Source organism: Bacteroides sp. 3_1_13, from assembly GCF_001185845.1.
In the GTDB taxonomy this organism is placed as follows: Bacteria; Bacteroidota; Bacteroidia; order Bacteroidales; family Bacteroidaceae; genus Bacteroides; species Bacteroides xylanisolvens.
Map to the genome: position 1 here is coordinate 743,412 of NZ_KQ236955.1, position 23,650 is coordinate 767,061.

Here is a 23,650-nt window from a genome sequence, read left to right on the forward strand (position 1 = left end):
CAAAGGCATGAAAGGTTCTGTGAAACGATTGGAACGATTTTGCAAGTTTGGGTAACTAAAGTCAGTCATAAATAAAAAAAGATACACAGATTATCGACTATAAATCGATTCTCTGTGTATCTACTAGTCAAAAGCTTGTCTTGTCAGTCAACAACTATTGGGAAAACTATAGTTTCGACCTATTTGTAGATAATCAGTTTAGGTTTATGGCAAGAGTTGTAGTGGTCATCAAGTATTGCCCCATTTGAGAAAATGATGTGCTCATCCTTGAATGTACCATATCCTTCGTGAGCGTGACCGAACAAATGATAATGTGGCTTTACCTCGTAAACCTTGTTTCGAAGTAATACATTTCCCCAGTGAATTCCTGCTGATTCATCAAGTATCATGATAGGAGGTTCATGGGTAATGAGCACGTCAACATCATTTGATATCAAAGTCTCAGGATGGTTATATGCCAAACCAAAGAACTTAATACCATCAATCTCACATTCACAATCTTGAAGGAAGTATACATTGTTAGGCAAATCTTCAATGCCTTCAGCCTCCCAAAGGCAGAGGTCATGATTACCAGTTATGAAGATTTTGTGAGGATAGGATAATTCGATGAACCAGTTGAGAAAGTTAAGCACTTCTCCCTCTGTACCATTGTCCGTAAAATCGCCACAGTGTACAATGACATCAGCAGCTGGAAGATCGGTCAACTGCCGATGCTGATTATGTGTATCAGAAATTTGAAGTATTTTCATTTTACAGAAATATGAATGTCATGTATGTCAACATCACCTTCGTCGAATATAAAGTATGAAGAAATTCCACTAATGCTATCATATCGTGAGTTCTCATCTTTATGTATAGGTATGACTCCAATACGAGGATGAACAGTTTGACAGACTTCTTTTAATGTTTCAACATCAGCGTGTCCACTTGTGTGAACACCATCCATTGTTCCATCTAATATTCTATCGCCAAACAGATTACGGATATTTATAACATCGCTGTTTGTGTAGTCTTTACCCTCTTTTGCATAGCCACTCCACATAGAATATATCAACCACGGTTTTTCATCATTATATATATCGAGCATTCCCTTAAGCAAATAGCCACTACTCATTCGAATTGGCATTAAGAACCCTTCCTTCTGTAGCTTGTTTCTAACATTGACAGTTCTATAATTGATTAGCTTGAAAGCATTAAACTGGAATAAATCAGATTTGCATCCTGCATATTTCGTGAATACATTAAGGACCCTATTTTGATACTCATCAACTAAGAATATACGTCCAGTCTTTTTACACGCCGCATGGAATGTTGCAAGCCGGTCAAGGTCAGTTGACGAACACAAGGCAAAGACATACTTGTGTTCACGCAATGCCTTTATAATATTCTTCTGTATTTCGCTCTCTGAAATCACACATTCTTGACTTCTTCCTAACATTGTTCCTTCTGTTATAAGTATGTCAACTTCTCCCACATTCTTCTTCAAAGTAGGAAAAAGACCTTTGCCAATATAGCCATGTCTGCGAAAATCTCCTGTGTGCAATATCTTCTTTCCCTCACATTCTATTAAGAACATATATGCATCAAAAGCAGAATGACTAACAAAATAGGGAGTAACGAAAATCTTCCCTTTCTTACTGACATCAATACGTTTTGCCGCACAATAGGTTTCCATACGCTCTATTGCTTCAATCTGTTTGGAGTAATCTCCGTGCCCCCTCAAAGCGTCATATTTGCAGAGCATAACTTCTTTTGCTCCTACTCCTATATATTGAAGGACATTTGTTGGTATCAGATGGTGCAAACCAACATGATCACTATGATAATGTGTATAGAATACGGCATCAGCATTTCCTATGATTGATTTTACTTGTTCTTCTGTCAGTTCTTCTTTTTTGCAACCAGGAAGATTGCTACCGAAGTCTATAAGAATTTTACAATTCTCAGTCGATATTTCTGTAATACAACCACCTATCTGGTCAGCCCCACGATGAATAATAAGATTCATTCTGCTTCTAATTTTTCTGATGTAACGAGAGTACCCTCCTCGCGTATGTATGTGTATGCTTTCATTTCCGGCAAAAATAAATCACGAATAAATCTATATCTTTCGCAGATTGTTTCAGATAGTCTATTGTCTTCTCCTACAATTACACACGGTATTATTCTTCCGGAAAGCTTTAATGGTATTTTATTTTTGTAACTGGAATCGATAAGTCCATAATCTATTTTTTGCTCGATCATTGCTTTTATTCGTTGGTACAACTTATCATCTTCTCTAGCTAATTTTTGAAACTGTAGATAGTAATATGAAGTTTGAATGGGCGACAATGCAGTCTTAGCAGGATCATTTTGTTTAAGTTCCATTATCAATATATCTCCATTAGTATTTAGACCAAGGAAGTCAAATTCACCATACTCAGGTTTTATTTCTTCAGGGAGTGTTCCATTGTACGTCTTTCTTAATTGTTCAATTTTCAATGTTTGTTGGTCTACGATTTCCTTATTCCATTCATCTTTTATGTCTTTTGTTTTAAAACCGATAACTAGTTCCTTGTCAAAAAGAATAAAATCATCAGTATCTTTAACTTCGAACGTATAACGACGTCCTATTAATGTCTGATAAAATCCTTCATTGCGAACTCCTTTTGTATCCTCATAGTATCTTTTGAATTTTTCCGTGGAAGCGATTTTCGTTAAATATGTGTCAAACTGATCCGGTGTTGGATTTCTAAAAAAATCTGGTTGCATTAATTCTTTGTAAGCCTCGGCTACATCACATAATTCATTAACTTTACCCGAATGACTACGAAAGGTTAGTATACGTCCAGTACCTCTATATATAGAAAACCAAGAACGATTAGTTTTAGGATCATTTCCAGTCTGGAAATCTAAACAATTATGTGATTTAACATAACTGATGATCCAAGGAAACCGCTCGTTTATTTGGGTTAGCAACTTTTCATCCATTTTCCTATCGTAATAGGTTGTTCTTATTGTGTAATTATTAACCATTTTCAATTTCTCCATTTTAGAGTTTATAACTGTGTATTATTGATCTCTGCTAAGACTCTGCACGCCATTATTTTTCTATTTATATCTATTTATGGCAGCAAAAAGTCGTTTTCTAATTTCTTCACGCAGCCCTATTGGTTCCATAACTTCGATCTTTTCCCCCATAGCAAGTAACTGACTTGTTAGCTCTGGAGTTAAGCAAAGTTGGTATTCAAAGTCGCTGTACTCTTTGTGTTCTGTCCTTATCTCTTGTTGAGAGAAATGCAGTGGCAGAGAACGCATATACTCCACATGAACACCGAATGCCCGAACAACTACTTTCTGTGGCTTCAATTTGTCATTGACAAATATGCCAACTGTATGAGCATAATATTCTTCTGCATCAAAATCATTGGGGAGTATAAATGAGTCATCTGTCAATTCCATTTCCAAAGTACGATCAAGGGCAATATTCCTTATTCCTTCCTGCTCTTTGAGATAACCGACTACATACCAACGCTGATGGTAAACCTTCATAGCGTATGGCTGCAAGTGAAATATTGACTGATGACCATTGAAAGGTTTATAATCAATCTTCAATTCCTTTTTTCGTTGCATTGCATCTATGACTGTTTGGAGATATTCAGTTCCTTCAGGAATTTCCTCAAACAAAATTCGATCTTTCATGTTGCGCCCTGCTTCTATCATATTAGACACAGTGAAGGAGTTAAGCAACCACTGACGAGTCTTGTCATTTTTCAGTTGACTGGAAGAAGAAATATAATACTCATAGCTGGAGGTATCACATTCGACCTCTACACCAAAAAGTTCTGCAATAGCTTCTCTATGCATGTGGAATGTACGTAATGCAAGCGGTCTACCATCACCGAGACAACTATCTTTCCATCGACAGCTTATCTCTTCAAAAGTTAATCTGCGATGCTGAAGCAGCGTGTTGAGCAACCAGATATAGCGGTTGAAGGTTTTACTTATCATTTTCTAAACTTCCGTGATTTTCAAAATATTATTACTATTTTCTATTATTCAATTGCTTAAACCCTTTTTGTATATCTCATCTAATTGTTTTTCCTACTTTAGATATCTTGATAGCATGTTTTATAGGGTAGAATTCATAATCTTATTTAGTACAAAGTTAACTTTTTTGTATGCAAAAATACTGCATACCACCTAAATATATTAATTTATAGCAATTTTTTTTATGTGTGCAACGTTTCTGCATACTTCACCATTATTTTTGCACACTCATTTTAACATTCTATTCGTCATGGCATACAAAAAAAATCCAAAGAAAAAAGATGCTCTCAATATAAAGAGAGCTGTAGAATCTCTGCGTTTCCAAATTGATTGGGGTTTAAAACTACTTGGCGCAAAGAAAGGAGATCTATTTCATCAATTAGCAAAAGTAGAGGTTGATCTCATCTCAGAGCTCAACCTCACCCAAGATATTCTTGCTATCAAGAGCCTCGTGGATGGAGTGAAACAGAATTTACAGATAGAACCTACACCCGAAAGTGGAGACTTCACCCATAGTATCGTTGCTCTCGCTCTTGGCATTGCCTCAATTAGCCACCTTAACAACATAAGTTTACCAGAATCATGGAGAGACCAGATAGAGAAAAAGTTGCTTACAATCTATTATCCAGAAAAGCTGCGTAACAAAATCGTAGATTGGGCAAAAGCGAACGGTTACAGCACCTCCAATTACCTTGGCCGTCCAATCGTGAAATTCAACCAATTATACTTAATTATAGAAAGAACAAGATAAATCAGCCTTTTTTGCTCTGATCTTCGCATTTTTTACAAAATACGCTCATTCCATATTAAACATTCCATTCTACTACCGATAAATATCCATCCAGTTACAACAAATAAGAACTTTCATGATCATCTTTACATTGAATTTATACGCAAAAGAAAGGGGCTGTCTAACAAATCCCTAAAACTGGAAATCACCTCTGTCAGAGTTCAAACTCTGACAGAGATGAAATCGTTAAAAAGAGACTTGTTAGACAGTCCCCTAAAATCTTTATTAGGTGTAGCTTATGCCCTAACTTTTATAAAAGGCTTACGCAAAAATATCACTCCGTAAAATATAACCGATCACATCTCCCTTATGCACATTAGCACCTTGCTGCGCACATACTTCCACCACTCGTCCGGTAAATCCGGTCAGAATCTTTTCATATTCTCCCCACGGGGTAGAAAGATAACAAAAGACTTCGTCATGCTGATATTTACGTCCGATGAATGGAGCAATGGATGGTCCCTCTACGGAAACTTCCCAAAGTACCTGTCCGTTATCAGGAGCAATGACCGGGTCCGCCTTGGCACGCTTCAATTTCTTAATTTCCTCTTCCGAATATCCGTTCTTTGCCATTGCCGCATCTTTAGCATGTTGTAACTCTTCCTCAAAACGCTTTTTGGCAACCCCGGACTTATAATCACGATACTGGCGATCGTGCATGGCCAGTTCGAAAAGTTCCTCGTCATCCTCTCCATATTCCCAGCCATTTTCATCCATTTCCTTTCGATATTCATCCAAAGCATCCGGATAATTCAACTGCGGGTCGGTATCGACAAATTCATATCCTTTAGATTTCGCCAACTCTACAATCTCCGGTGCGAGCTTACCCGGAAGACGGCCACTTTTACCCAGAATCATATCCCAAGTATGGTTATCTATCATTGTCCAGCGATCTTCCCCTTTTACCTGCTGCATAAGATTCATTAATGCAACATTCTTCACATACTGGCTGAAAGGAGTCACCAAAGGAGGATACCCCAGCTTAGGCCATACATATTCCACTTCATCAAAAAGCATCACAAGCAAATCATCCAGACTAAGTTCCGGCTCATTCTTACTCCTTAATATCATATTGATACCGGAATGTACTCCTTTCAAGTCTGCCATCATGGAACCCATCATACCACCCGGCAAACCACACTTCAGTAGAAGTGAAGACATGTATTTATTGGTAGGATCCATAAAATAACCCAGAAAATCATCAATGAATTCTTGCGTCATAGCACGAGCTTTCATATATGCTTTCATATTTATGTCGGGAACCTGGAAACCTAAATCTTTCAACATAGCCTGCACAGAGATTACGTCCGGATGCACTTTGCCCCAAGACATCGGTTCCATAGCCACATCAATGATGTCCGCACCATTTTCGCAAACCTCAAGGATAGAAGCCATAGACAATCCCGGTCCGCTATGACCATGATATTGAATCAATATATCCGGATGTTTCTCCTTGATAGTTCTGACCAATTCTCCTAACATACCCGGACGACCGATACCCGCCATATCCTTCAAGCATATTTCAGGTGCACCGGCCTCAATCAGTTGATCGGCAATTCGGGCATAATACTCAACAGTGTGTACGGGAGAATAGGTGATACAAAGAGTTGCCTGCGGAATCATACCTGCTTCCAGAGCATATTTAATAGAAGGAATGATATTTCTTGTTTCGTTCAGTCCACAGAAAATGCGTGTGATGTCCACACCTTGCGCATGCTTGACTTTATACATCAACTTACGCACGTCTGCCGGAACCGGATACATGCGCAACGCATTCAATCCGCGATCGAGCATATGCGTTTGAATACCCGCTTCTCTAAAAGGTGCGGTAAAAGCACGGACGGCCTTATTGGGATTTTCGCCGTACAACAGATTCACTTGCTCAAAAGCACCGCCATTCGTTTCAACTCTGGCAAAACAGCCCATCTCAATAATCAAAGGAGCGATACGAACAAGCTGATCAACCCGAGGTTGATATTTACCGGAAGATTGCCACATGTCCCGATAAACAAGACTGAATTTAATTTCCTTTTTCATCATAGCCAATAATAAGTGATTTTTTCTTCGGTTAACTTCACATATACAAATATAAAGGTTTAAACTGACATATAGTCAAACAAGCACCTTAAAAAATAGATATAAAGAGATGTTTAATATCATAATGAAAGAAAGCCACCTCTAAATAGATCCATTTACTATAAATAACAAATCAAATTGTTTTATGTTCGCATTTATTCTTTTAAGAATACTAACAAGTCTATTAGTAACAACATTGTTAGTAACAAACTTGTTAGTATTTCAAAGAATCACTATATTTGCCCAATAAGAATAATAAAGAATAGTTATGGAAAAGCCGTTTGTTTTTGGTGTAGCCACTTCCGGAGATAACTTTACAGATCGCGAAAAAGAGACTCAACGTTTACTCCTAAACTTTGCACATGGTGTAAATACAGTGCTTATTTCTCCTAGAAGATGGGGAAAAACATCACTAGTTAAGAAAGTAGCCCAGCTATCACAAGATAGCAAGAGAAAAGTGGTCTACATAGACATTTTTTCCTGTCGCACCGAAAATGAGTTTTATCGTCTCTTTGCCACTTCTATCTTAAAACAAACTTCTTCCAAATGGGAGGAATGGATAGAGAATACTAAACAATTCCTCTCACACATCAATCCCAAAATCTCTATCGGAGCAGATCCGATGAACGATTTCTCTATATCATTCGAGTACAACATGCAAAATAATACGGAGAATGACATCTTACAGTTACCCGAAAAAATTGCAATAGAGAAAGGAATACAGATAGTCATTTGCATTGATGAGTTCCAACAAATTTCGGATTTCGAAGATTCCAAAACGTTTCAGAAAAAGCTACGTAGCGTATGGCAATTACAACAACATGTCTCATATTGTCTTTTCGGAAGTAAAAAGCATTTAATGAACGAACTCTTTGAAAAGAAGAATTTACCATTCTATAAATTTGGAGATGCTATCTATCTCGCAAAAATAGAAACAAAATACTGGATTGAATATATATGCAAACGATTTGAAAATACAGGAAAACACATTTCTCCCGAACTTGCAGAAGAAATCTGCCGCCTTGTAGACAACCATTCGTCTTATGTACAGCAACTTTCCTGGCTACTTTGGATACGTACCATTAATACGGCAACCACAGAACAACTTTCTTATGCATTGGAAGACCTACTCGACCAAAACAATATTCTATTCCAAAGTGAAACAGAAAACCTTTCTGCCTATCAAATGAATTTTCTAAAAGCAATTGTTGATGGAATACACACTAAATTCAGCAGCAAAGAAGTCATTTCAAAATACAATTTAGGAACATCGGCCAATATTGTCCGCTTAAAAAATGCATTACTACAAAAGGAGCTCATAGAGACAAATGGAAAAGAGATAGTTCTTGCAGATCCAGTATTTGGAGTATGGTTTAAAAAAGAAATGCTTTACTGACATATATACAATAAAAGATGCACAGATTGCCGATCATAAATCGATTCTCTGTGCATCACTACTACTCTAAAGACACTTTTAAGACAAAACTAACTAAATTATGGAAGAATATATAATACCGCGCAGAAAACGTATCCCATACGGCATGATGAACTTCGCAGTAATCCGCCGCGACGACTGTTACTATGTGGACAAAATCCGGTTTATCCCCATGATAGAAGAGGCAGACAAGTTTTTCTTCTTTATTCGCCCGTGCCGTTTCGGCAAAAGTCTTACAGTAAATATGTTGCAACATTATTATGATATACTTGCCAAGAATAAGTTCGATGCCCTGTTTGACGACCTTTACATCGGAAAACACCCTACCCCCTGACCGGAACAGGTATTTGGTGCTGTATCTCAACTTCTCCGGAATAGTCGGTGAACTGCACAACTACCGAAAGAGGCTGGATGCGCATTGTGGCACCACCTTTGAGAACTTCTGCAAAATATATGCCGACTATCTGCCACAAGATACGGTGGACGAATTGATAGAAATAATAAAACCCTGGTATGACAACTACTGCTTTACGGAAGAATGTTATGGCGAAACCACCATGCACAACTCAAATATGGTGCTCTACTTCGTCAAGAATTATATTCAACGAGGCAAAGCACCCAGGGATCACCAACCCCGACAACTTTGTGAGCCTGCTCTATTATTTCGGCATGCTTACTATCAGTGGTATGTATGAAGGAAAGACTAAACTTACCATCCCCAATCAGGTAGTCCGCGAACAAATCTACACCTATCTGCTGAGTACTTATGACGAAGCCGATCTCAGTTTCAGCGGTTACGAGAAGAACGAACTGCCAGCACCCTTGCCTACCACGCTAACTGGAAAGCCTATTTCGGTTATATTGCCGACTGCCTGAAACGTTACACTTCCCAACGCGACAAACAGAAAGGTGAACTTTTTGTCCACGGCTTTACGCTTGCCATGACGGCACAGAACCGCTTCTACCGTCCCATTTCCGAACAGGATACACAGGCAGGATATGTCGATATTTTCCTCTGTCCGCTACTGGATATCTATTCTGGCATGAAGCACAGCTACATTGTAGAACTGAAATACGCCAAATATAAAGACCCCGAAAGCCGTGTGGAAGAACTGCGTCTGGAAGGGATTACACAAGCTAACCGCTATGCAGAAACCGAGACGGTGAAGAATGCGGTCGATGCCACACAACTTCATAAGATTGTGGTGGTGTATAAGGGAATGGATATGCCGGTATGTGAAGAAATTTAGGCTCACCCGATAATCATTGGGGGTATGCATAAATCTTAGCCAGTCTAAAGAGGAAGAATTTCTCATCCACTACTCCTCTTAATGCGGTTCTGAATTGTTTGATTTTCGCATTAAAGGATTCAGCCGCCGCATTAGAGGATCTTTTATTATAAAAGTTAAGAATATCATCATAATGTTCATAGAAGGTTGCTGCAATTACATTGAAAGCATGAAAGCCTGCCTCTTCCACTTTATTATACCATTTAGCCATACTCAATCTTGCCGCATCTTTGATTGTATTTTTGGCAAGAATCATTCTGAGTGAATGACATAATCCATACGCCTGTCCCAATTCCGGATATTCCTTAAAAAGAATTTTGGCTCTTTGTTTTTGTGCTGGGGTCCATTTTTCGGAGGATTTAAACAGCAGATAGCGGCTTCTTGCCAACAGTTCTTTCTTTGAATCTCCATTTTCATATCTCATAGGCACATATGATTCCCCTTTCTGCTTTGCTTCTTCCATCTCATCATTGGCTTCCTGGATTGCGTCCCAGCGGAGTTTGATACGCATTTCCTGCACTGCATCGCAAGCTAATTTCTGGATGTGGAACCGGTCTATTACACGAGATGCCTTGCGGAAACAGAAGCGGACTATTTTACGCATTGAGTCCGATAAATCAAGTGTCACTTCTTCTACACTGTCCAACAGGTGTTCGGGAATATGGCGTAAAGCCGCTATGACCGTCTCTGACTTCGTCCCTGCAACAATGGCGACAAGGCACATCTCACGACCATGCCTGTCCCTGTTGGTTACTATTGTATAAAGGTCGCCATTCGACAGGGAAGTCTCGTCAATAGCCAGATTAGGTCCAATGTTCTCAGGAAAGACAAGCCACTCTTCCGCATGGCTCAACTCTTCCCAATTACGATAACCGCTTAGCACATCCTTGTATTGCTTCTCAAAGGTAGATGCGTCAATATGATAGAAATCATCAAGCGTACGGCAGGTCACCGGGGATGTGTCCATACGTTTCTTTTAAAAAAGCCGCAAACTCCTTGGAGTAGCAGGTGCCTTCGGCGGCTATTTTAAGAGGTAGAATAAAACTCTTGCCGGTACGAATATCAACCCATTTACGGCGTCGGAGCAAAAGGATTACTTTGTGGTCGCGGATGGGGAAATCGGTGATGGAAACCGCAGGAATAAAACCTTTGGATTCAAAGTGAACATCATTACGTAAAGTATCGTACATCTTTTCATCAAGATGAATGTTAATCTCGGTATCGGTACTTTCTACCTTAGTTATATCAAACGAGGAAAGGACTTCGCTTGGTAGTACTATTTGAGCTAAAGATATTAATGCTGCTTCTGTCATATTACAAAAGTAATCACTTTAAAGAAAGCTACAAATAGTTACCCCCAAGAAATTTCGGGTGAGCCGAAATTTAAAGCAAACTCAGCAATAAAGCTATACAGAATCTCGAACATCACTGGGAATGGAAGCATATTGTGCCCGTTAACAGTGAAAATCCGTAAAAGAATTCAAAAGAGAAACAAATACAACAAAATTATTTGGAAAGGGCAAGAAGAAGGCTTATATTTGTCATGTGATTTTTTTCATAGTATTAGATTTAAGGTTAACAAAGGTTGGAGCAAGGCGTTGCTCCTTTTTTTATGTCTTATTCCCTGCCGCCAACAGCTTCCCGAACAAATTCAGAATCCCCACTACACTCTCTTTATCAGATACAGGTATCCGAATACTAGTCCGACCTGTCTCCTTATCTTCCTCTACAATAGAATCAACCAATCTCTGAGTAGCTTCTGGCGAACTAAGCGTACGTGCCAGTCCGCTAAGGAAAGAAAATCCCTGCTGAAGCAATTGCTCCGGATTATTATCTGCCGCAGATACAGAAGACTTCTTTTCCGTACTCACCTCTGTTACTCCTTCTTCAGGTGTTTCTTCCTCAAGCAATGCCAATGAATCCGTGTCCGTCGTTTGCAAAACAGCCGTTTCCTCCACAACTTTCTCTTCATTATCATTCAAATCAATACTGCAGCCCGCCATACGATTATGCGCTCCGTCCACTTCTTCAGACGGTTCGGCCACCACCTTGAGACTATCCATCATCTTGTCGAACTTGCTGTTTTCCAAGAAGATGGTATCTTCACCATTATCAAGGATACCCTCAAAAAGAGAAGTTTTGAAGTTGAGGGTAGACAACATCCTCTCTTCAATAGTCTGGCTGGCAACAAGATTGATAACCTGGATATTCTTTTTCTGACCGATACGATAAATACGGGCAATACGCTGCTCGAGAACGGCCGGATTCCAAGGCAAATCGAGATTGATAAGTATAGACGCAACTTGCAGATTCAGCCCTGTACTTCCGGCATCAGTTGACAGAAAGACGCGGCTTTCCGGCAGTTCGGTAAAGTTATCCGTCAGATTTTTACGGGCTTCGGAAGGAATCCCCCCATGAAGATACTCATACCGGACACCTAAAACGTCCAGTTCTTTCGCTATCAGACGAGTCATCCTCTCCCATTGGCTGAAAATAACCACCTTCTCATCTCCACTCTCAAAGACATTCCTGAGAATATTCAGCGTTTCCTCCACCTTCGTATCATAACGGGTTTTCTGGTCAAGAATATAAGTGCTGTCGCAAAGCATACGCATCTGGCTAAGCATCAACAATAGCCGCTTCCGGTCTTTCTCACTCAGGAAACGGGTTTTCGTCCATTTGAATACTAGTTGCGACACGATAGACTGATATTCATCATGCATATTCCTCTGTTGCTCAGTCATCGGCACAAACAGAACTTTATCCATCCGCCCGGGCAACTGGAGAGCTACATCTTTTTTCCGGCGGCGAATCAGTACGTTCTTCATCTGCTCGCCAATGGCATTCAGATTCTTGTAAGAAACCACCTTACCCGTATCCGACCGGACAACAGTCTGGTCAAGAAACTGATAATAAGGTCCCAAACAAAACTGGTCGACAAACTGCATGATGGAATAAAGTTCCTCCAACTTATTCTCCAATGGAGTACCGGATAAAATAACCGAATAATCCGACTCAATATGACGGGCTGCTTTGGATATTTGAGTATTCCAGTTCTTCAGACGCTGCACTTCATCCATGATAAGGAAATCAGTATGAAGAGACTTCAAGATTTTAATATCATTGCACACACTGTTGTAAGACACTATCTTATAAAATTCTTCCGCTCCATATAGCACTTTCCTGGTCAGGTGATTTCCTTCTACCACAATAGCCTTGGCATCGGTAAAACGCTCTATTTCCTTTTTCCATTGATATTTCAATGATGTAGGGCATATAATCAGAGCGGAAGATATAAACTGATGCTTCCTCATCAGTTCAGCCGTTCCAATAGCCTGGATAGTTTTGCCCAGTCCCATTTCATCCGCGATGATAGATTTTCCGGCACGAAAAGCAAAACGGATTCCTTCTTTCTGATAAGGGTAAAGTTTTGTTTTCAGCAATGTGTCCAATGCTGTGTCCGAAGCATAGTCCGGTAGCAATTGCGACCGCCGCCGCAAATCACGCTGTTCAAGTATAAATCCCAGTGCGTCGGGATACCAACGGAATGTGTTATTCAGGCGGGTAGCAGCCCTCAAGAATTCAGTTATCGAGTCAATGGCGGCAGGGCGCATCACTCCGTCGGGAGTAAAATAAGGACTTGCCAGTTTGCGGAACTCCTCCTCATTGTCCGTACCGATTCGCAAGCAAACTTTACGCTCTCCCTGATAAGACAGGTATACGGAAGAATACGGTGGCGTGACACGGCAAACTTTACGTCTTTTCTCTCTAATCCATAGTTTGACTCCTTCCAAATGTTTGCAAGTACCCAATTGGCTTGCCTTAAAATCCATACACGAACAATAATTCCAAGGACTCTGATGTCCTCTATATACCACATTATATTCATTGCCGGATGTAGGATTTATCACCGTATAATAACCGGGATATTCTTTTTTGTCTCTCTCAAATATTACAAACTTCTCTTTCATTGCCGCCTGCCTCCGCAAAGCAATCTGCCAGTCTTGCAAAGTCATATTGTCCGGTCGATAATGATAAGAAACTTTATTCACTGTGCTTTTCGTCTTTTTATCTGCTTTTGTCTTTTTTGCCATGCTCATTGTACCTTCGAAATTTTGCCAAAAATACGAAAAGGTTTCTGTTTCTCCACAATATAAAGTATACAAATTATCAGGAAATTACTATAATAACTGGTACATTCCCCCTACCAACACACGAACTACACCTTTCATTTCAAGCTCGAAAAGAATCGTATTCATTTTCTGCACGGGAATATCCGCTTCAACTACTAATGTATTAATCTGTAAATCGCCTCGTTTCTCAAGAATTTCAATAACCTTTTGCTCCTCTTCAGACAAATCAAGAAAAAGACTACGCTGCACATTTGCCACTTTTGCCGAATGAGCACTAACCTCCCAGCCCATAGCCTTCACAAAATCTTCGGCTGATAATAACAAAGAAGCTCTGTTTTCTCTGATTAACAGGTTGCATCCTTTTGAATATTCATCATTCACGCGACCGGGGAAAGCGAAACAGTCGCGATGATAACCTTCGGCAAGTTCGGCTGTAATCAGTGAACCGCCTTTCTCTGCTGATTCAATGACAATTGTAGCATCACACACACCGGCGACAATACGGTTACGGCTGACAAAGTTATGCCGGTCGGGATTGGTGCCGGACAGAAATTCGGTCAGTAATCCCCCTTTTTCAAGCATGTCAACAGCTGTTTTCCGGTGGACATGAGGATAAATACGATCCAGCCCATGAGCTAAAACACCTACTGTAGGTAATTCATTGGCCAAAGCTTCACGATGCGCATGAATATCGATTCCATAAGCAAGACCGCTGACTACAAGCACTTCAGGACAAAGTGCTTTCAGATCCCGCAGAAAAGAGGCGCAGATTTGTGTCCCATAATCAGTAGCATTACGGGTTCCTACCATATTCAGGATATGAAGGGAATTTAGATCGGCATTTCCTTTAAAGAAAAGAACGACAGGGGCATCTTCACATTCCCGCAAACGGGAAGGATAAGCCTCATCATGAAAAGACAGACAAGAGATCCGATTCTTCCGGATAAATTCATATTCTTGTTCGGCGCGGAGCACAGCTTGCGGACAATCCAATGCCTCTATCACCCGTTGACTTACTTCTGGAATACGTTCCGGTATTTCTTTGCGCAGACGGAAGACATCAACGGCATTACCCATTCCATCTATCAAATGTTTTGCTCCTATGTGCCCGATACCGGGCACCATTGTCAGAGCAATACTATAAATTTGTTCTTCTTCCGAGCTGTTCATTTCAGGTAGGGCGCAAAGACATTATCGAACAATTCGCTGTCACTTAAACGTCCGTTTACCACACATACCGTCTCAACAGTGGATTTCACTACTACTTTATTATCATTCTTACGGAAGATATCCTGATAAAACACATATTTGATACCTTCCTTTTTCATATATAGTTTCGAGACAAACTCATCTCCGCTTTTCAATGGAGTCTTGAATGCCATACTAATACGTGCCACTACCGGATCGACTCCTTGCTCATGAAGTGCAGCAAAACTGACACCCACCGAAGTCAGAAACTCGTGGCGGGTATGTTCCAGATAGTGCTGATAATTGGCATTATTGACAATACCTTGAAGGTCACATTCGTAATCGCGAACCTTCATTTCCAATTCATAGATATAGTTCATTTAAATTGAGAATTAAAAGTTGAGAAATAACAGTTAGCCTCTTTTTTGCTCAATGTCGAGTCCTTTGAACTTCCTCAATTCTTCGGTCGATACCAGTTTATACAGCTTGTCACTGGGACGTATCTTATCCGATTTCATGGAGAAATGCTGTCCCTTCTTCACTGTTTGCACAGATTCCAAGTCAACACGAGCTTCTTCCAAAGTCATAAATAGGGCACCGGTAGTCGGCCCTGTAATGAGAAGCTTATCGCCTACACTTACTTCAGCCGCTTCTACCAGGAATTCGGAAACTCCGATATTAGAGAAGTATTTGATACCTTTACCTACATAAATCTTACGTTCCGTAGCTGCCGAACCATAATTCCTGGTCCATTCGCCCAAACGCTGTCCCAAGTAATATCCATCCCAGAAGCCACGGTTGAATACGGTTTTCAGGCGTTCATCCCAAGCCGCAATCTTTTCATCGGTGAATGTTCCATCCAAATAAGCCTTGATAGCTTCTTTGTAACATTCAACCACCGTACGTACATATTCAGGTCCACGGGCACGGCCTTCAATCTTGAATACACGTACACCGGCATCCAACATTTTATTCATAAAATGGATGGTCTTCAAGTCTTTGGGAGACATGATATATTCGTTATCAATATCCAGTTCCACATCCGTTTCCTTATCACGAACCGTGTAAGAACGACGACATACCTGCATACAAGCACCGCGATTGGCCGAATGATTCATCTCATGTAAAGAGAGATAGCATTTACCCGATACTGCCATACAAAGCGCGCCGTGGCAGAACATTTCGATACGAAGTTGTTCACCGCTCGGACCACAGATATGTTCTTCCTGTATCTGACGATAAATCTCGGCCACCTGTTCCAGATTCAACTCACGGGCCAATACTACCACATCTGCAAATTGCGCGTAGAATTTCAAAGACTCCGCATTGGAGATATTCAACTGGGTGGAAAGATGTACCTCCTGCCCTATCTGACGGGCATAATTCATCACTGCCACATCAGCTGCAATTACCGCAGAAATTCCCGCTTCCTTGGCCGCATCGACAATGGTATGCATCAGAGGGATATCTTTATCATAGATAATCGTATTGACCGTCAGGTAGCTCTTCATCCCGTACTCGTCACACGTACGGGCTATTTCCCGCAAATCATCAATCGTAAATGTATTAGCCGAACGGGCACGCATATTCAGGTTTTCTATACCGAAATAGATAGAATCGGCACCTGCCTGAATGGCCGCAGCAAGAGATTCGCGCGAACCCACAGGAGCCATTATTTCAAAATCTTTTATATTCATTTTACTGTCCAATAATCATTAATATGATAGAAGTGTGCAAAGGTACGAATTTATCCGTATTTTTGCAGAGAATAAAGCAGAAAGAAGAAATGGAAAATAAGAAACCAATCGTACTCAACAATCTGGAAGAGTGGGATTTCACCGACTATATAGACTCGTTGATACAAAAAGAGGAAGCTGTAGATTTGGAATTCAAGATTGCCAAAGATGGTCTTCCCAACAGTTTATGGGACACTTATTCTTCTTTTGCCAATACAGATGGAGGAGTTATTATACTTGGTGTGAAAGAGTATAAACAGCAATTCATTATTGAAGGACTGACAAAAGAACAAATCAGCCAGTACAAAAAAGACTTTTGGAATCAGATTAATAATCCGGATTGTGTAAATGAGAATCTGCTTTCTGATAACGACCTGTATGAAGGTTGTTATAAAGGAAAAAATCTGCTCCTCATTTATGTTCCTCGTGCAACCCGTATACAACGTCCTATCTACAGAACAAGAAATCCTTTTGGCGGACATACATTTAAACGTAACCATGAAGGCGATTATAAATGTACAGATGCTGAAGTGAAACGCTTGATTGCAGATTCGGACGAAAACCACCCACGTGATTCCAGAATCCTGTGCAATTATTCCATAGAAGATATTGATAAGGAAACCCTGACACAATACAGGCAACTATTTGCCAATCTGAAACCATCTCATCCATGGCTTAGCCTGAATGACCTGGAATTTCTGACAAAATTGGAAGCGTATCGTAAAGACCGGCATACTAAAGAGGAAGGTTTCACTTTAGCCGGAATACTTATGTTCGGCAAAACAGAAAGTATCACAGATCCTGAATGCGCTCCTAATTATTTTCCAGATTATAGGGAACATTTAGGAGCAGACGATTCTATCAGATGGTCAGATCGTATCTGCCCGGACGGAACTTGGGAAGCAAATCTCTTCCAATTTTATCGCAAAGTATACCCTAAACTGACTGTCATACTCCCTAAACCTTTCCAAATAAGAAATGGTATACGAATTGATGAGACTCCCACACATATTGCAATACGTGAAGCATTTATCAACACACTTATTCATTGTGATTTCTCGGAAGAAGGAAACATTGTTGTTGAACAGTGGGTAGATAAATACCGCTTCAAGAATCCCGGAACAATGTTGGTCAGCAAAACACAATATTATTCAGGGGGAGACAGCGTATGCCGTAATAAAGCATTACAAAAAATGTTCATGCTAATCGGTTTCTCGGAGAAAGCTGGTAGCGGTGTAAATAAGATTATAAAAGGTTGGAGAGAAGCTAACTGGCAAAAACCGTATGTTGAAGAATTGAACCGTCCGGACAAGGTGGAACTAACTTTACCTATGATAAGTTTATTACCGGATGATGCTGTAATCAAACTAAAAGAACTATTTGATGGAAAGATTGAAAAACTAACCCAAGATGAGTTAACGGCTTTGGTTACTTGTTATAGTGAAAATGAGATTAATAACACTCAACTACAATACGTTGTTCCTCAACATCGTTCAGATATCACAAAGATGCTAAAAAAACTCTGTAATGAAGGATTTTTGATTGCAGAAGGAAATGGCAGAGGAACGAAATACCATATTAATGAATCTGAGGGAAAGTTTGAAACTTTGGAAGATAAGGTTGAAAGTTCAGAGAATAATATGGAAAGCTCGGAAAGTAATATGGAGAGCTCGGAAAGTAATATGGAGAGTCTGAAGAGTAACATGGAGAGTCTGAAGAGTAACATGGAGAGTTCAAAGCAAAATAAACAAAGAATGACTTTTGAAGAATTGCAAGCACTCATCATTTCGCTATCACAAGACTATATTAGTATTGAAGAAATAGCAACAAAAGTTCATAAAACACTTAAATATCTTATCAATTTTATTATCCCCAGAATGCTTCAAAACGGTACAATAGAGAGACTATACCCCGGAATTCCCAACCATCCGAAACAGAAATATAAAGCAACCAATAAAAACTTTAATAAGCAGTAATATTATATATGAAAATAGCCCATATAGATTTAGGAAAACACCCCATCTTACTTGCCCCGATGGAGGATGTAACCGATCCGGCTTTCCGCCTGATATGCAAGAAATTCGGAGCAGACATGGTGTACACCGAGTTTGTATCGAGTGACGCACTGATACGCGCTGTCAGCAAGACTGCGCAGAAACTAAGTATCAGCGATGCAGAACGTCCTGTCGCCATCCAGATATACGGGAAAGATACAGAGACAATGGTGGAAGCTGCCAAGATTGTAGAGCAGGCACAACCTGACATTCTGGATATAAACTTCGGATGTCCGGTGAAAAGAGTCGCCGGAAAAGGTGCAGGAGCAGGTATGCTACAAAATATCCCCAAGATGCTGGAGATCACCCGTGCTGTCGTAGATGCGGTGAAAATACCCGTAACAGTGAAGACTCGTTTGGGATGGGATGCAAACAATAAAGTAATTGTAGAATTAGCGGAACAATTGCAAGATTGTGGCATAGCCGCATTGACTATACATGGCCGTACCCGCGCACAAATGTATACCGGAGAGGCGGATTGGACACTGATAGGCGAAGTGAAGAATAATCCGAGAATGCATATTCCCATTATCGGCAATGGAGACGTGACCAGTCCTCAACGCTGTAAGGAGTGTTTTGACCGTTATGGAGTAGATGCTGTGATGATCGGTCGCGCCAGCTTCGGTCGTCCATGGATATTCAAGGAAGTAAAACACTATTTAGAGACAGGTGAAGAATTACCTCCACTTAGTTTTGAATGGTGTATGGAAGTACTTCGTCAGGAAGTGGTAGACAGCGTTAATCTGCTCGATGAGCGTAGAGGTATTTTGCATGTACGCCGTCATCTGGCCGCAAGCCCTCTATTCAAGGGAATCCCTAACTTCCGCAACACACGTATTGCGATGTTACGGGCAGAAACAAAAGAAGAGCTTTTCCGGATATTTGATGAAATCACTTCCCAACGCAAAGAAAATCCGGAAATTTAAATCAGCACCTATTATATCTATTCTTCAGGAACTTGTACTTGTTCCTGAAGAATAACATGATCTAATTAAAACGTCAAGGTCTTTGGTTTCTATTTAAACATCGGCTGCGCAAACCACTTTTTGAACATCCAGGTTACGACTACATACAATAGGAATGCAGAGAAGAAACCAACAATGGCATCAATCACATAATGCGCCTGAATATATACGGTAGCCCCACAGAGCAACATATAGAAAGGTATAAGACAGGCAAACAACTTCTTGCTGCCACGCCAAGCCATAATCATCAGAATAGTAGAAATGCCTACATGCGAACTGGGGAATGCCGCCGTAGGACGTTCACCCACTTGCTGCGAGCCTTCCACCAAACTATAAAAAAATCCGTGCTGATAGCCCGGTCCGGGAAGCAACTCCTGATTATAATTGAAATAATCACCAATAGCAGGGAAAATACCTTTAGATACATTATCAATACCAATGGCAGGAAAATAGAATTGAGGGCCTGCAACAGGAACGAATATATAAATCAGATAGTAAATAAAGAAAGAAGTGACAAGCACAAAAGACATCTTCTCGAACCACTCAAATTTATAAATGAAATAGAATAGAGCCACAATCAGCATCATCGGATAATAAAAGAAATATCCCATATTGAATGCCTCGCTGACTATAAGATGTGGAAACGTATGGCAGAACCAAATAGCAGGCTGACCATTGAAAATAAACTGTTCGGCAGTTGCAAATACATGATCTAAATTCGGAAAGAAACGATTGAACTCGAAAGTATCCGGATACCAGTAAGACAGCAGACTCATCTGAATAACAATACGCACAAACGCCGAAAATTTACAGGGAGCAAGACGATAAAGATACATCAATAAAAAAGTCATTGCCGCGATCATAGCCCTATCCAGCAACATGTGCCATGGATGATCCATCCGCTGAAACAGGAACAGAATCAATATGGAAGTCAACAGATTATAAATCAATGTAATCTTTTCCACAGCAAACAACCCTTTCCGGGTTTCTATGCGCTTAAATAAGTCTAAAGCCATCCTTCATTTTTATACCAGGCAATGGTTTCCCGAACTCCCTTTTCCAAATCATATTCGGGCACATACCCCAGTTCATCCATTACCGGGGTTATATCGCATTGCCAGTTGCGTTGTTTCATTATCTTATATTTATCCGAATTCAGGGTACTGCTCCTCCCGGAACGTGTAGCAATGAATTCAGCGAACAAAGATATAACTTTTAGCACAATTAATGGACATTTCAAGTGAAGAACAAACGGATTACCCAATTCTTTTTGTATCAGATCCGAAAAGGCACGACTTTTATAAACTTTCCCGTCTGTCAAGAAATACGCCTTACGAACTACTTTTTTCTCTATTCCCAGGAAAATAGCCTGCACAATGTCTTTCACATACACAAAAGTCAAATCCTGACGACGGAAACCGACCGAGAAATCAACGTGTTTCTGGATAGACTTTGCCATCAGATAGTAATCAGCTTCACGAGGTCCATAGACTCCTGTAGGACGATAAATGACATAAGGGAAACCGGGCATACTCTGAATATACAACTCCGCTTTCAGCTTGCTCAGTCCATAAGCAGTATTGGGTACCGGAGGGTCGTCCGCTTTTATCGGAGTATAGTCCTTCTCACGTACAGGTCCGAACACACTCAATGTACTGATATAGATAAACTGTTTCGGAACCATATTCAGCTCCTTCAACGTATCGATAAAATATTTGGTCTGAAGATAATTCACATAGTCAAAAGAGTGCTTGTCGGGGCACTTTGTAACACCGGCGCAATGAATGATATAATCAAATTTGTTGTAAGTGCCTTTATGCCCGGAGAGTTGGGCACGAAGTTTATTAGGGTGCGCAAAATCCAGTTCCAGAAAGTGGATTTTCCGGTTTTTCAAATACCGCTTGCTACTCGTAGAACGAATCCCGGCCCACACACCAAACTTTCGCTTCAACGCTTCCTCCACGATGAAACTGCCGATAAAACCACTCGCGCCTGTAATTAAAATACTCTCCATTATTACTTTTCAGGTCCTACATGAATATTAATTGAAAAAATATGATGCCACAAAGATACGATAAATATAAAATAAAAGCCATTTTGCTTTTCTCAATTATTATTTGTTTATTTGCAACGCGATTTATTTACTATTCAACACTTTTAAAGCACGTGGAAGATAAGGCCGATTTTGATTTTCTTTTTAAAGAGTACTATCCTCAACTTTATTATTATGCATTTCACCTGATTAATAATATGGAGGCTAGCAAGGATATCGTAAGCGACGCCTTCGAATTTATTTGGGCCAATTATGCAAAAATAGATAAAGCCACGGCTAAATCTTATCTATACGTTTACGTTCGCAACAAAAGCATTGACTTCCTACGACATCAGAATACACATGAACAGTATGTACAAATCTATTCCGAATTGACCAAAAGTTATGTTGAAACGGAATATCTGGAGCAGGATGAAAGAATGATGCATATCAGCAAGGCAATGGAAAAACTGACTCCACATACCAGGCATATTTTAGAAGAATGTTATATTCAACGCAAGAAATATCAGGAAGTGGCAGAAGAGTTAAATATCAGTGTCAGTGCAGTCAGGAAGCATATTGTGAAAGCATTACAGGTGATACGTGAAGAATGTGCAAAAAAATCATAAATCAGGTATCTTTATTTTATGATTAAACGTAATATAAACAAGTATGATACAGTCAAACAGTGATGAATAAAGATATTGACAATATAAACAATACAGATGAATCTGTAAAGAAGGCGCTCGACATCATGGAGAGTTCTTCAGATATAAACGACGAACAGCTGCAGGAGATGCTTAAAGATAAAGAAATCCTGCAAGCTTGTCGCGACATCATGGATAGTAGTCTTTTCCTACAACAAAAAGGAGGAATAGAACTTCCCAATGTAGAAATGGAATTGGAGCGATTCAAGAAAAAACAACATTCAACACGAATGCGTTCCAATCTCTGGAAAACAACTATCGGAATAGCCGCCATGATTACCGTTCTATTCGGGAGTTACTACTTAATTAATAGCCTGACAACCCCTGCACTAGAACCAATCACTGTATTCACTGCTGATACTACTCCCCAACATATTGTTTTGCAAAAAGATGACGGAGAAAAAATTGTGTTAGACGAACCGCAGTCAAACAATCAAGTCGTGCCTAAAACCGCCATCGCAAAGTCTGAAAAGAAAGAGCTGGATTATAGGCAAGTCATCTCAACAACTACACAGACACACGTACTTACCGTGCCACGAGGTGAAAGTTTCAAAGTGGTATTATGTGACGGCACAGAAGTCTGGCTGAATGCCAATAGTAATTTTGTTTACCCTACAGCCTTTATTGGCAACGAGCGTATCGTTACTTTAGAAGGCGAAGCTTATTTCAAGGTAGCCAAAGACGCCAAGCGTCCCTTTATTGTAAAAACCGAGACAGTCCAAACCCGCGTTCTCGGTACGGAATTCAATATACGTAGCTATACTCCCGAAGATACCCATGTAGTACTTATTAACGGGAAAGTAGAAGTAAGTAACACAAAAGGAGGATCATATACCCGACTATATCCGGGAGAAGACGCACACCTGCAATCTGATGGAAATTTCGTTCTAACAGAAGTAGACTTAGACTCTTACGTTTATTGGAAAGACGGCTATTTCTATTTTGACAATATTACATTGAAAGATATTATGCAAAACTTAGGACGCTGGTACAATGTAAACATAGAATTCAGAAACAAAGAAGCAATGACATATAAAATGCACTTCATATCCGATCGCACTAAAGATTTAGAGCACACAATCTCATTGCTTAACAGAATGAAAAAAGTCACTGTCACCTTGCAAGGCAATACGCTTACCATAGACTAGGTTTTTATTGCATAAGTATAACAAATCTATGCAAGAAACAACAAAATATCACTTTTATTAAAAAATAA

19 protein-coding genes and 1 pseudogene are annotated in these 23,650 nt (G+C 40.0%); 7 read left to right on the forward strand and 13 right to left on the reverse strand.

The genetic code is table 11. The features are described 5' to 3' along the window. Positions 1-179: 179 nt before the first annotated feature. Genes HMPREF9009_RS02810 through HMPREF9009_RS02825 form a run of 4 tightly spaced genes read right to left on the reverse strand, consistent with a single transcriptional unit; the run spans position 180 to position 3,990 of the window. The gene (locus tag HMPREF9009_RS02810; RefSeq protein WP_008023408.1) at positions 180-749 is read right to left on the reverse strand and encodes a metallophosphatase domain-containing protein; all 570 of its coding nucleotides are present in this window, start codon (positions 747-749) and stop codon (positions 180-182) included. Beyond that, positions 746-2,008 carry an MBL fold metallo-hydrolase gene (locus tag HMPREF9009_RS02815; RefSeq protein WP_008023411.1) on the reverse strand — a complete coding sequence of 421 codons (1,263 nt, stop codon included), beginning with the start codon at positions 2,006-2,008 and terminating at the stop codon, positions 746-748. Before HMPREF9009_RS02815 ends, HMPREF9009_RS02810 begins: the two co-directional genes overlap by 4 nt. Further along, positions 2,005-3,030 (reverse strand): hypothetical protein, encoded by a 1,026-nt coding sequence (locus tag HMPREF9009_RS02820; protein ID WP_032811928.1) that lies wholly within the window; start codon positions 3,028-3,030, stop codon positions 2,005-2,007. The genes HMPREF9009_RS02815 and HMPREF9009_RS02820 overlap by 4 nt, the downstream gene beginning before the upstream one ends. A gap of 60 nt (positions 3,031-3,090) precedes the next feature. Beyond that, complete coding sequence (locus tag HMPREF9009_RS02825) at positions 3,091-3,990, reverse strand: helix-turn-helix transcriptional regulator (protein WP_008023415.1); 900 nt, start codon at positions 3,988-3,990, stop codon at positions 3,091-3,093. Between the two features lie 289 nt (positions 3,991-4,279). Between HMPREF9009_RS02825 and HMPREF9009_RS02830 the strand changes: the two genes are divergently transcribed. Next, positions 4,280-4,780 carry a hypothetical protein gene (locus HMPREF9009_RS02830; RefSeq protein ID WP_008023417.1) on the forward strand — a complete coding sequence of 167 codons (501 nt, stop codon included), beginning with the start codon at positions 4,280-4,282 and terminating at the stop codon, positions 4,778-4,780. Between the two features lie 300 nt (positions 4,781-5,080). Here HMPREF9009_RS02830 and HMPREF9009_RS02835 read toward each other — a convergent pair whose 3' ends face one another. Continuing rightward, positions 5,081-6,856, reverse strand: a complete 1,776-nt coding sequence (locus HMPREF9009_RS02835; RefSeq protein WP_032811991.1) for an oxaloacetate decarboxylase — start codon at positions 6,854-6,856, stop codon at positions 5,081-5,083. Between the two features lie 307 nt (positions 6,857-7,163). Between HMPREF9009_RS02835 and HMPREF9009_RS02840 the strand changes: the two genes are divergently transcribed. Both HMPREF9009_RS02840 and HMPREF9009_RS24955 read left to right on the forward strand, forming a co-directional pair. Beyond that, positions 7,164-8,291, forward strand: a complete 1,128-nt coding sequence (locus HMPREF9009_RS02840; protein WP_004317037.1) for an AAA family ATPase — start codon at positions 7,164-7,166, stop codon at positions 8,289-8,291. Between the two features lie 145 nt (positions 8,292-8,436). After that, positions 8,437-9,580, forward strand: a pseudogene (locus HMPREF9009_RS24955) (AAA family ATPase). A 13-nt stretch (positions 9,581-9,593) separates the two neighbouring features. On the opposite strand, the gene HMPREF9009_RS02860 reads toward HMPREF9009_RS24955, so the two are convergent. The 6 genes from HMPREF9009_RS02860 to HMPREF9009_RS02885 form a co-directional block, all read right to left on the reverse strand. Then, the gene (locus tag HMPREF9009_RS02860; RefSeq protein WP_008023421.1) at positions 9,594-10,586 is read right to left on the reverse strand and encodes an ISAon1 family transposase; all 993 of its coding nucleotides are present in this window, start codon (positions 10,584-10,586) and stop codon (positions 9,594-9,596) included. Then, positions 10,552-10,932, reverse strand: a complete 381-nt coding sequence (locus HMPREF9009_RS02865) for an ISAon1 family transposase N-terminal region protein (RefSeq protein ID WP_008023423.1) — start codon at positions 10,930-10,932, stop codon at positions 10,552-10,554. Before HMPREF9009_RS02865 ends, HMPREF9009_RS02860 begins: the two co-directional genes overlap by 35 nt. A gap of 297 nt (positions 10,933-11,229) precedes the next feature. After that, positions 11,230-13,713 carry a DEAD/DEAH box helicase gene (locus tag HMPREF9009_RS02870; protein ID WP_008016071.1) on the reverse strand — a complete coding sequence of 828 codons (2,484 nt, stop codon included), beginning with the start codon at positions 13,711-13,713 and terminating at the stop codon, positions 11,230-11,232. Positions 13,714-13,800: 87 nt separating this feature from the next. Then, on the reverse strand, positions 13,801-14,922 hold the full coding sequence (dprA, locus tag HMPREF9009_RS02875) for a DNA-processing protein DprA (protein WP_004317027.1): 1,122 nt from the start codon (positions 14,920-14,922) through the stop codon (positions 13,801-13,803). Beyond that, positions 14,919-15,320 carry an acyl-CoA thioesterase gene (locus HMPREF9009_RS02880; protein WP_007757582.1) on the reverse strand — a complete coding sequence of 134 codons (402 nt, stop codon included), beginning with the start codon at positions 15,318-15,320 and terminating at the stop codon, positions 14,919-14,921. The genes dprA and HMPREF9009_RS02880 overlap by 4 nt, the downstream gene beginning before the upstream one ends. A 33-nt stretch (positions 15,321-15,353) precedes the next feature. Further along, a complete protein-coding gene (locus HMPREF9009_RS02885) occupies positions 15,354-16,637 on the reverse strand; it encodes a peptidase U32 family protein (protein ID WP_049701382.1) in 1,284 nt (427 codons plus the stop codon). Positions 16,638-16,660: 23 nt separating this feature from the next. Here HMPREF9009_RS02885 and HMPREF9009_RS02890 point away from each other — a divergent pair, with 23 nt between their 5' ends. Together HMPREF9009_RS02890 and dusB are read left to right on the forward strand one after the other, a co-directional pair. After that, positions 16,661-18,652: an RNA-binding domain-containing protein gene (locus HMPREF9009_RS02890; RefSeq protein ID WP_049701383.1), complete on the forward strand. Its 1,992-nt coding sequence runs from the start codon at positions 16,661-16,663 to the stop codon at positions 18,650-18,652. Positions 18,653-18,660: 8 nt separating this feature from the next. Then, positions 18,661-19,656: a tRNA dihydrouridine synthase DusB gene (gene dusB / locus HMPREF9009_RS02895; RefSeq protein WP_008023431.1), complete on the forward strand. Its 996-nt coding sequence runs from the start codon at positions 18,661-18,663 to the stop codon at positions 19,654-19,656. An 89-nt stretch (positions 19,657-19,745) separates the two neighbouring features. Here dusB and HMPREF9009_RS02900 read toward each other — a convergent pair whose 3' ends face one another. Further along, the gene (locus HMPREF9009_RS02900; protein ID WP_049701384.1) at positions 19,746-20,711 is read right to left on the reverse strand and encodes a phosphatase PAP2 family protein; all 966 of its coding nucleotides are present in this window, start codon (positions 20,709-20,711) and stop codon (positions 19,746-19,748) included. Beyond that, positions 20,702-21,709: an NAD-dependent epimerase/dehydratase family protein gene (locus HMPREF9009_RS02905; protein WP_008023433.1), complete on the reverse strand. Its 1,008-nt coding sequence runs from the start codon at positions 21,707-21,709 to the stop codon at positions 20,702-20,704. Before HMPREF9009_RS02905 ends, HMPREF9009_RS02900 begins: the two co-directional genes overlap by 10 nt. A gap of 44 nt (positions 21,710-21,753) precedes the next feature. Between HMPREF9009_RS02905 and HMPREF9009_RS02910 the strand changes: the two genes are divergently transcribed. Further along, entirely contained in the window at positions 21,754-22,356 is a 603-nt protein-coding gene (locus HMPREF9009_RS02910; protein WP_081354123.1) for an RNA polymerase sigma-70 factor, read from the forward strand. Between the two features lie 62 nt (positions 22,357-22,418). After that, positions 22,419-23,582, forward strand: coding sequence for a FecR family protein (locus HMPREF9009_RS02915; RefSeq protein WP_049701385.1), 1,164 nt, complete (start codon positions 22,419-22,421; stop codon positions 23,580-23,582). The last annotated feature ends 68 nt before the right edge of the window (positions 23,583-23,650 follow it).

What these genes read in the sequence shown, in the direction of transcription:
- HMPREF9009_RS02810 (WP_008023408.1), bottom strand. Translation starts at nt 749, where the DNA reads ATGAAAATACTTCAAATTTCTGATACACATAATCAGCATCGGCAGTTG.
- HMPREF9009_RS02815 (WP_008023411.1), bottom strand. Translation starts at nt 2,008, where the DNA reads ATGAATCTTATTATTCATCGTGGGGCTGACCAGATAGGTGGTTGTATT.
- HMPREF9009_RS02820 (WP_032811928.1), bottom strand. Translation starts at nt 3,030, where the DNA reads ATGGAGAAATTGAAAATGGTTAATAATTACACAATAAGAACAACCTAT.
- HMPREF9009_RS02825 (WP_008023415.1), bottom strand. Translation starts at nt 3,990, where the DNA reads ATGATAAGTAAAACCTTCAACCGCTATATCTGGTTGCTCAACACGCTG.
- HMPREF9009_RS02830 (WP_008023417.1), top strand. Translation starts at nt 4,280, where the DNA reads ATGGCATACAAAAAAAATCCAAAGAAAAAAGATGCTCTCAATATAAAG.
- HMPREF9009_RS02835 (WP_032811991.1), bottom strand. Translation starts at nt 6,856, where the DNA reads ATGAAAAAGGAAATTAAATTCAGTCTTGTTTATCGGGACATGTGGCAA.
- HMPREF9009_RS02840 (WP_004317037.1), top strand. Translation starts at nt 7,164, where the DNA reads ATGGAAAAGCCGTTTGTTTTTGGTGTAGCCACTTCCGGAGATAACTTT.
- HMPREF9009_RS02860 (WP_008023421.1), bottom strand. Translation starts at nt 10,586, where the DNA reads ATGGACACATCCCCGGTGACCTGCCGTACGCTTGATGATTTCTATCAT.
- HMPREF9009_RS02865 (WP_008023423.1), bottom strand. Translation starts at nt 10,932, where the DNA reads ATGACAGAAGCAGCATTAATATCTTTAGCTCAAATAGTACTACCAAGC.
- HMPREF9009_RS02870 (WP_008016071.1), bottom strand. Translation starts at nt 13,713, where the DNA reads ATGGCAAAAAAGACAAAAGCAGATAAAAAGACGAAAAGCACAGTGAAT.
- dprA (WP_004317027.1), bottom strand. Translation starts at nt 14,922, where the DNA reads ATGAACAGCTCGGAAGAAGAACAAATTTATAGTATTGCTCTGACAATG.
- HMPREF9009_RS02880 (WP_007757582.1), bottom strand. Translation starts at nt 15,320, where the DNA reads ATGAACTATATCTATGAATTGGAAATGAAGGTTCGCGATTACGAATGT.
- HMPREF9009_RS02885 (WP_049701382.1), bottom strand. Translation starts at nt 16,637, where the DNA reads ATGAATATAAAAGATTTTGAAATAATGGCTCCTGTGGGTTCGCGCGAA.
- HMPREF9009_RS02890 (WP_049701383.1), top strand. Translation starts at nt 16,661, where the DNA reads ATGATAGAAGTGTGCAAAGGTACGAATTTATCCGTATTTTTGCAGAGA.
- dusB (WP_008023431.1), top strand. Translation starts at nt 18,661, where the DNA reads ATGAAAATAGCCCATATAGATTTAGGAAAACACCCCATCTTACTTGCC.
- HMPREF9009_RS02900 (WP_049701384.1), bottom strand. Translation starts at nt 20,711, where the DNA reads ATGGCTTTAGACTTATTTAAGCGCATAGAAACCCGGAAAGGGTTGTTT.
- HMPREF9009_RS02905 (WP_008023433.1), bottom strand. Translation starts at nt 21,709, where the DNA reads ATGGAGAGTATTTTAATTACAGGCGCGAGTGGTTTTATCGGCAGTTTC.
- HMPREF9009_RS02910 (WP_081354123.1), top strand. Translation starts at nt 21,754, where the DNA reads ATGCCACAAAGATACGATAAATATAAAATAAAAGCCATTTTGCTTTTC.
- HMPREF9009_RS02915 (WP_049701385.1), top strand. Translation starts at nt 22,419, where the DNA reads ATGAATAAAGATATTGACAATATAAACAATACAGATGAATCTGTAAAG.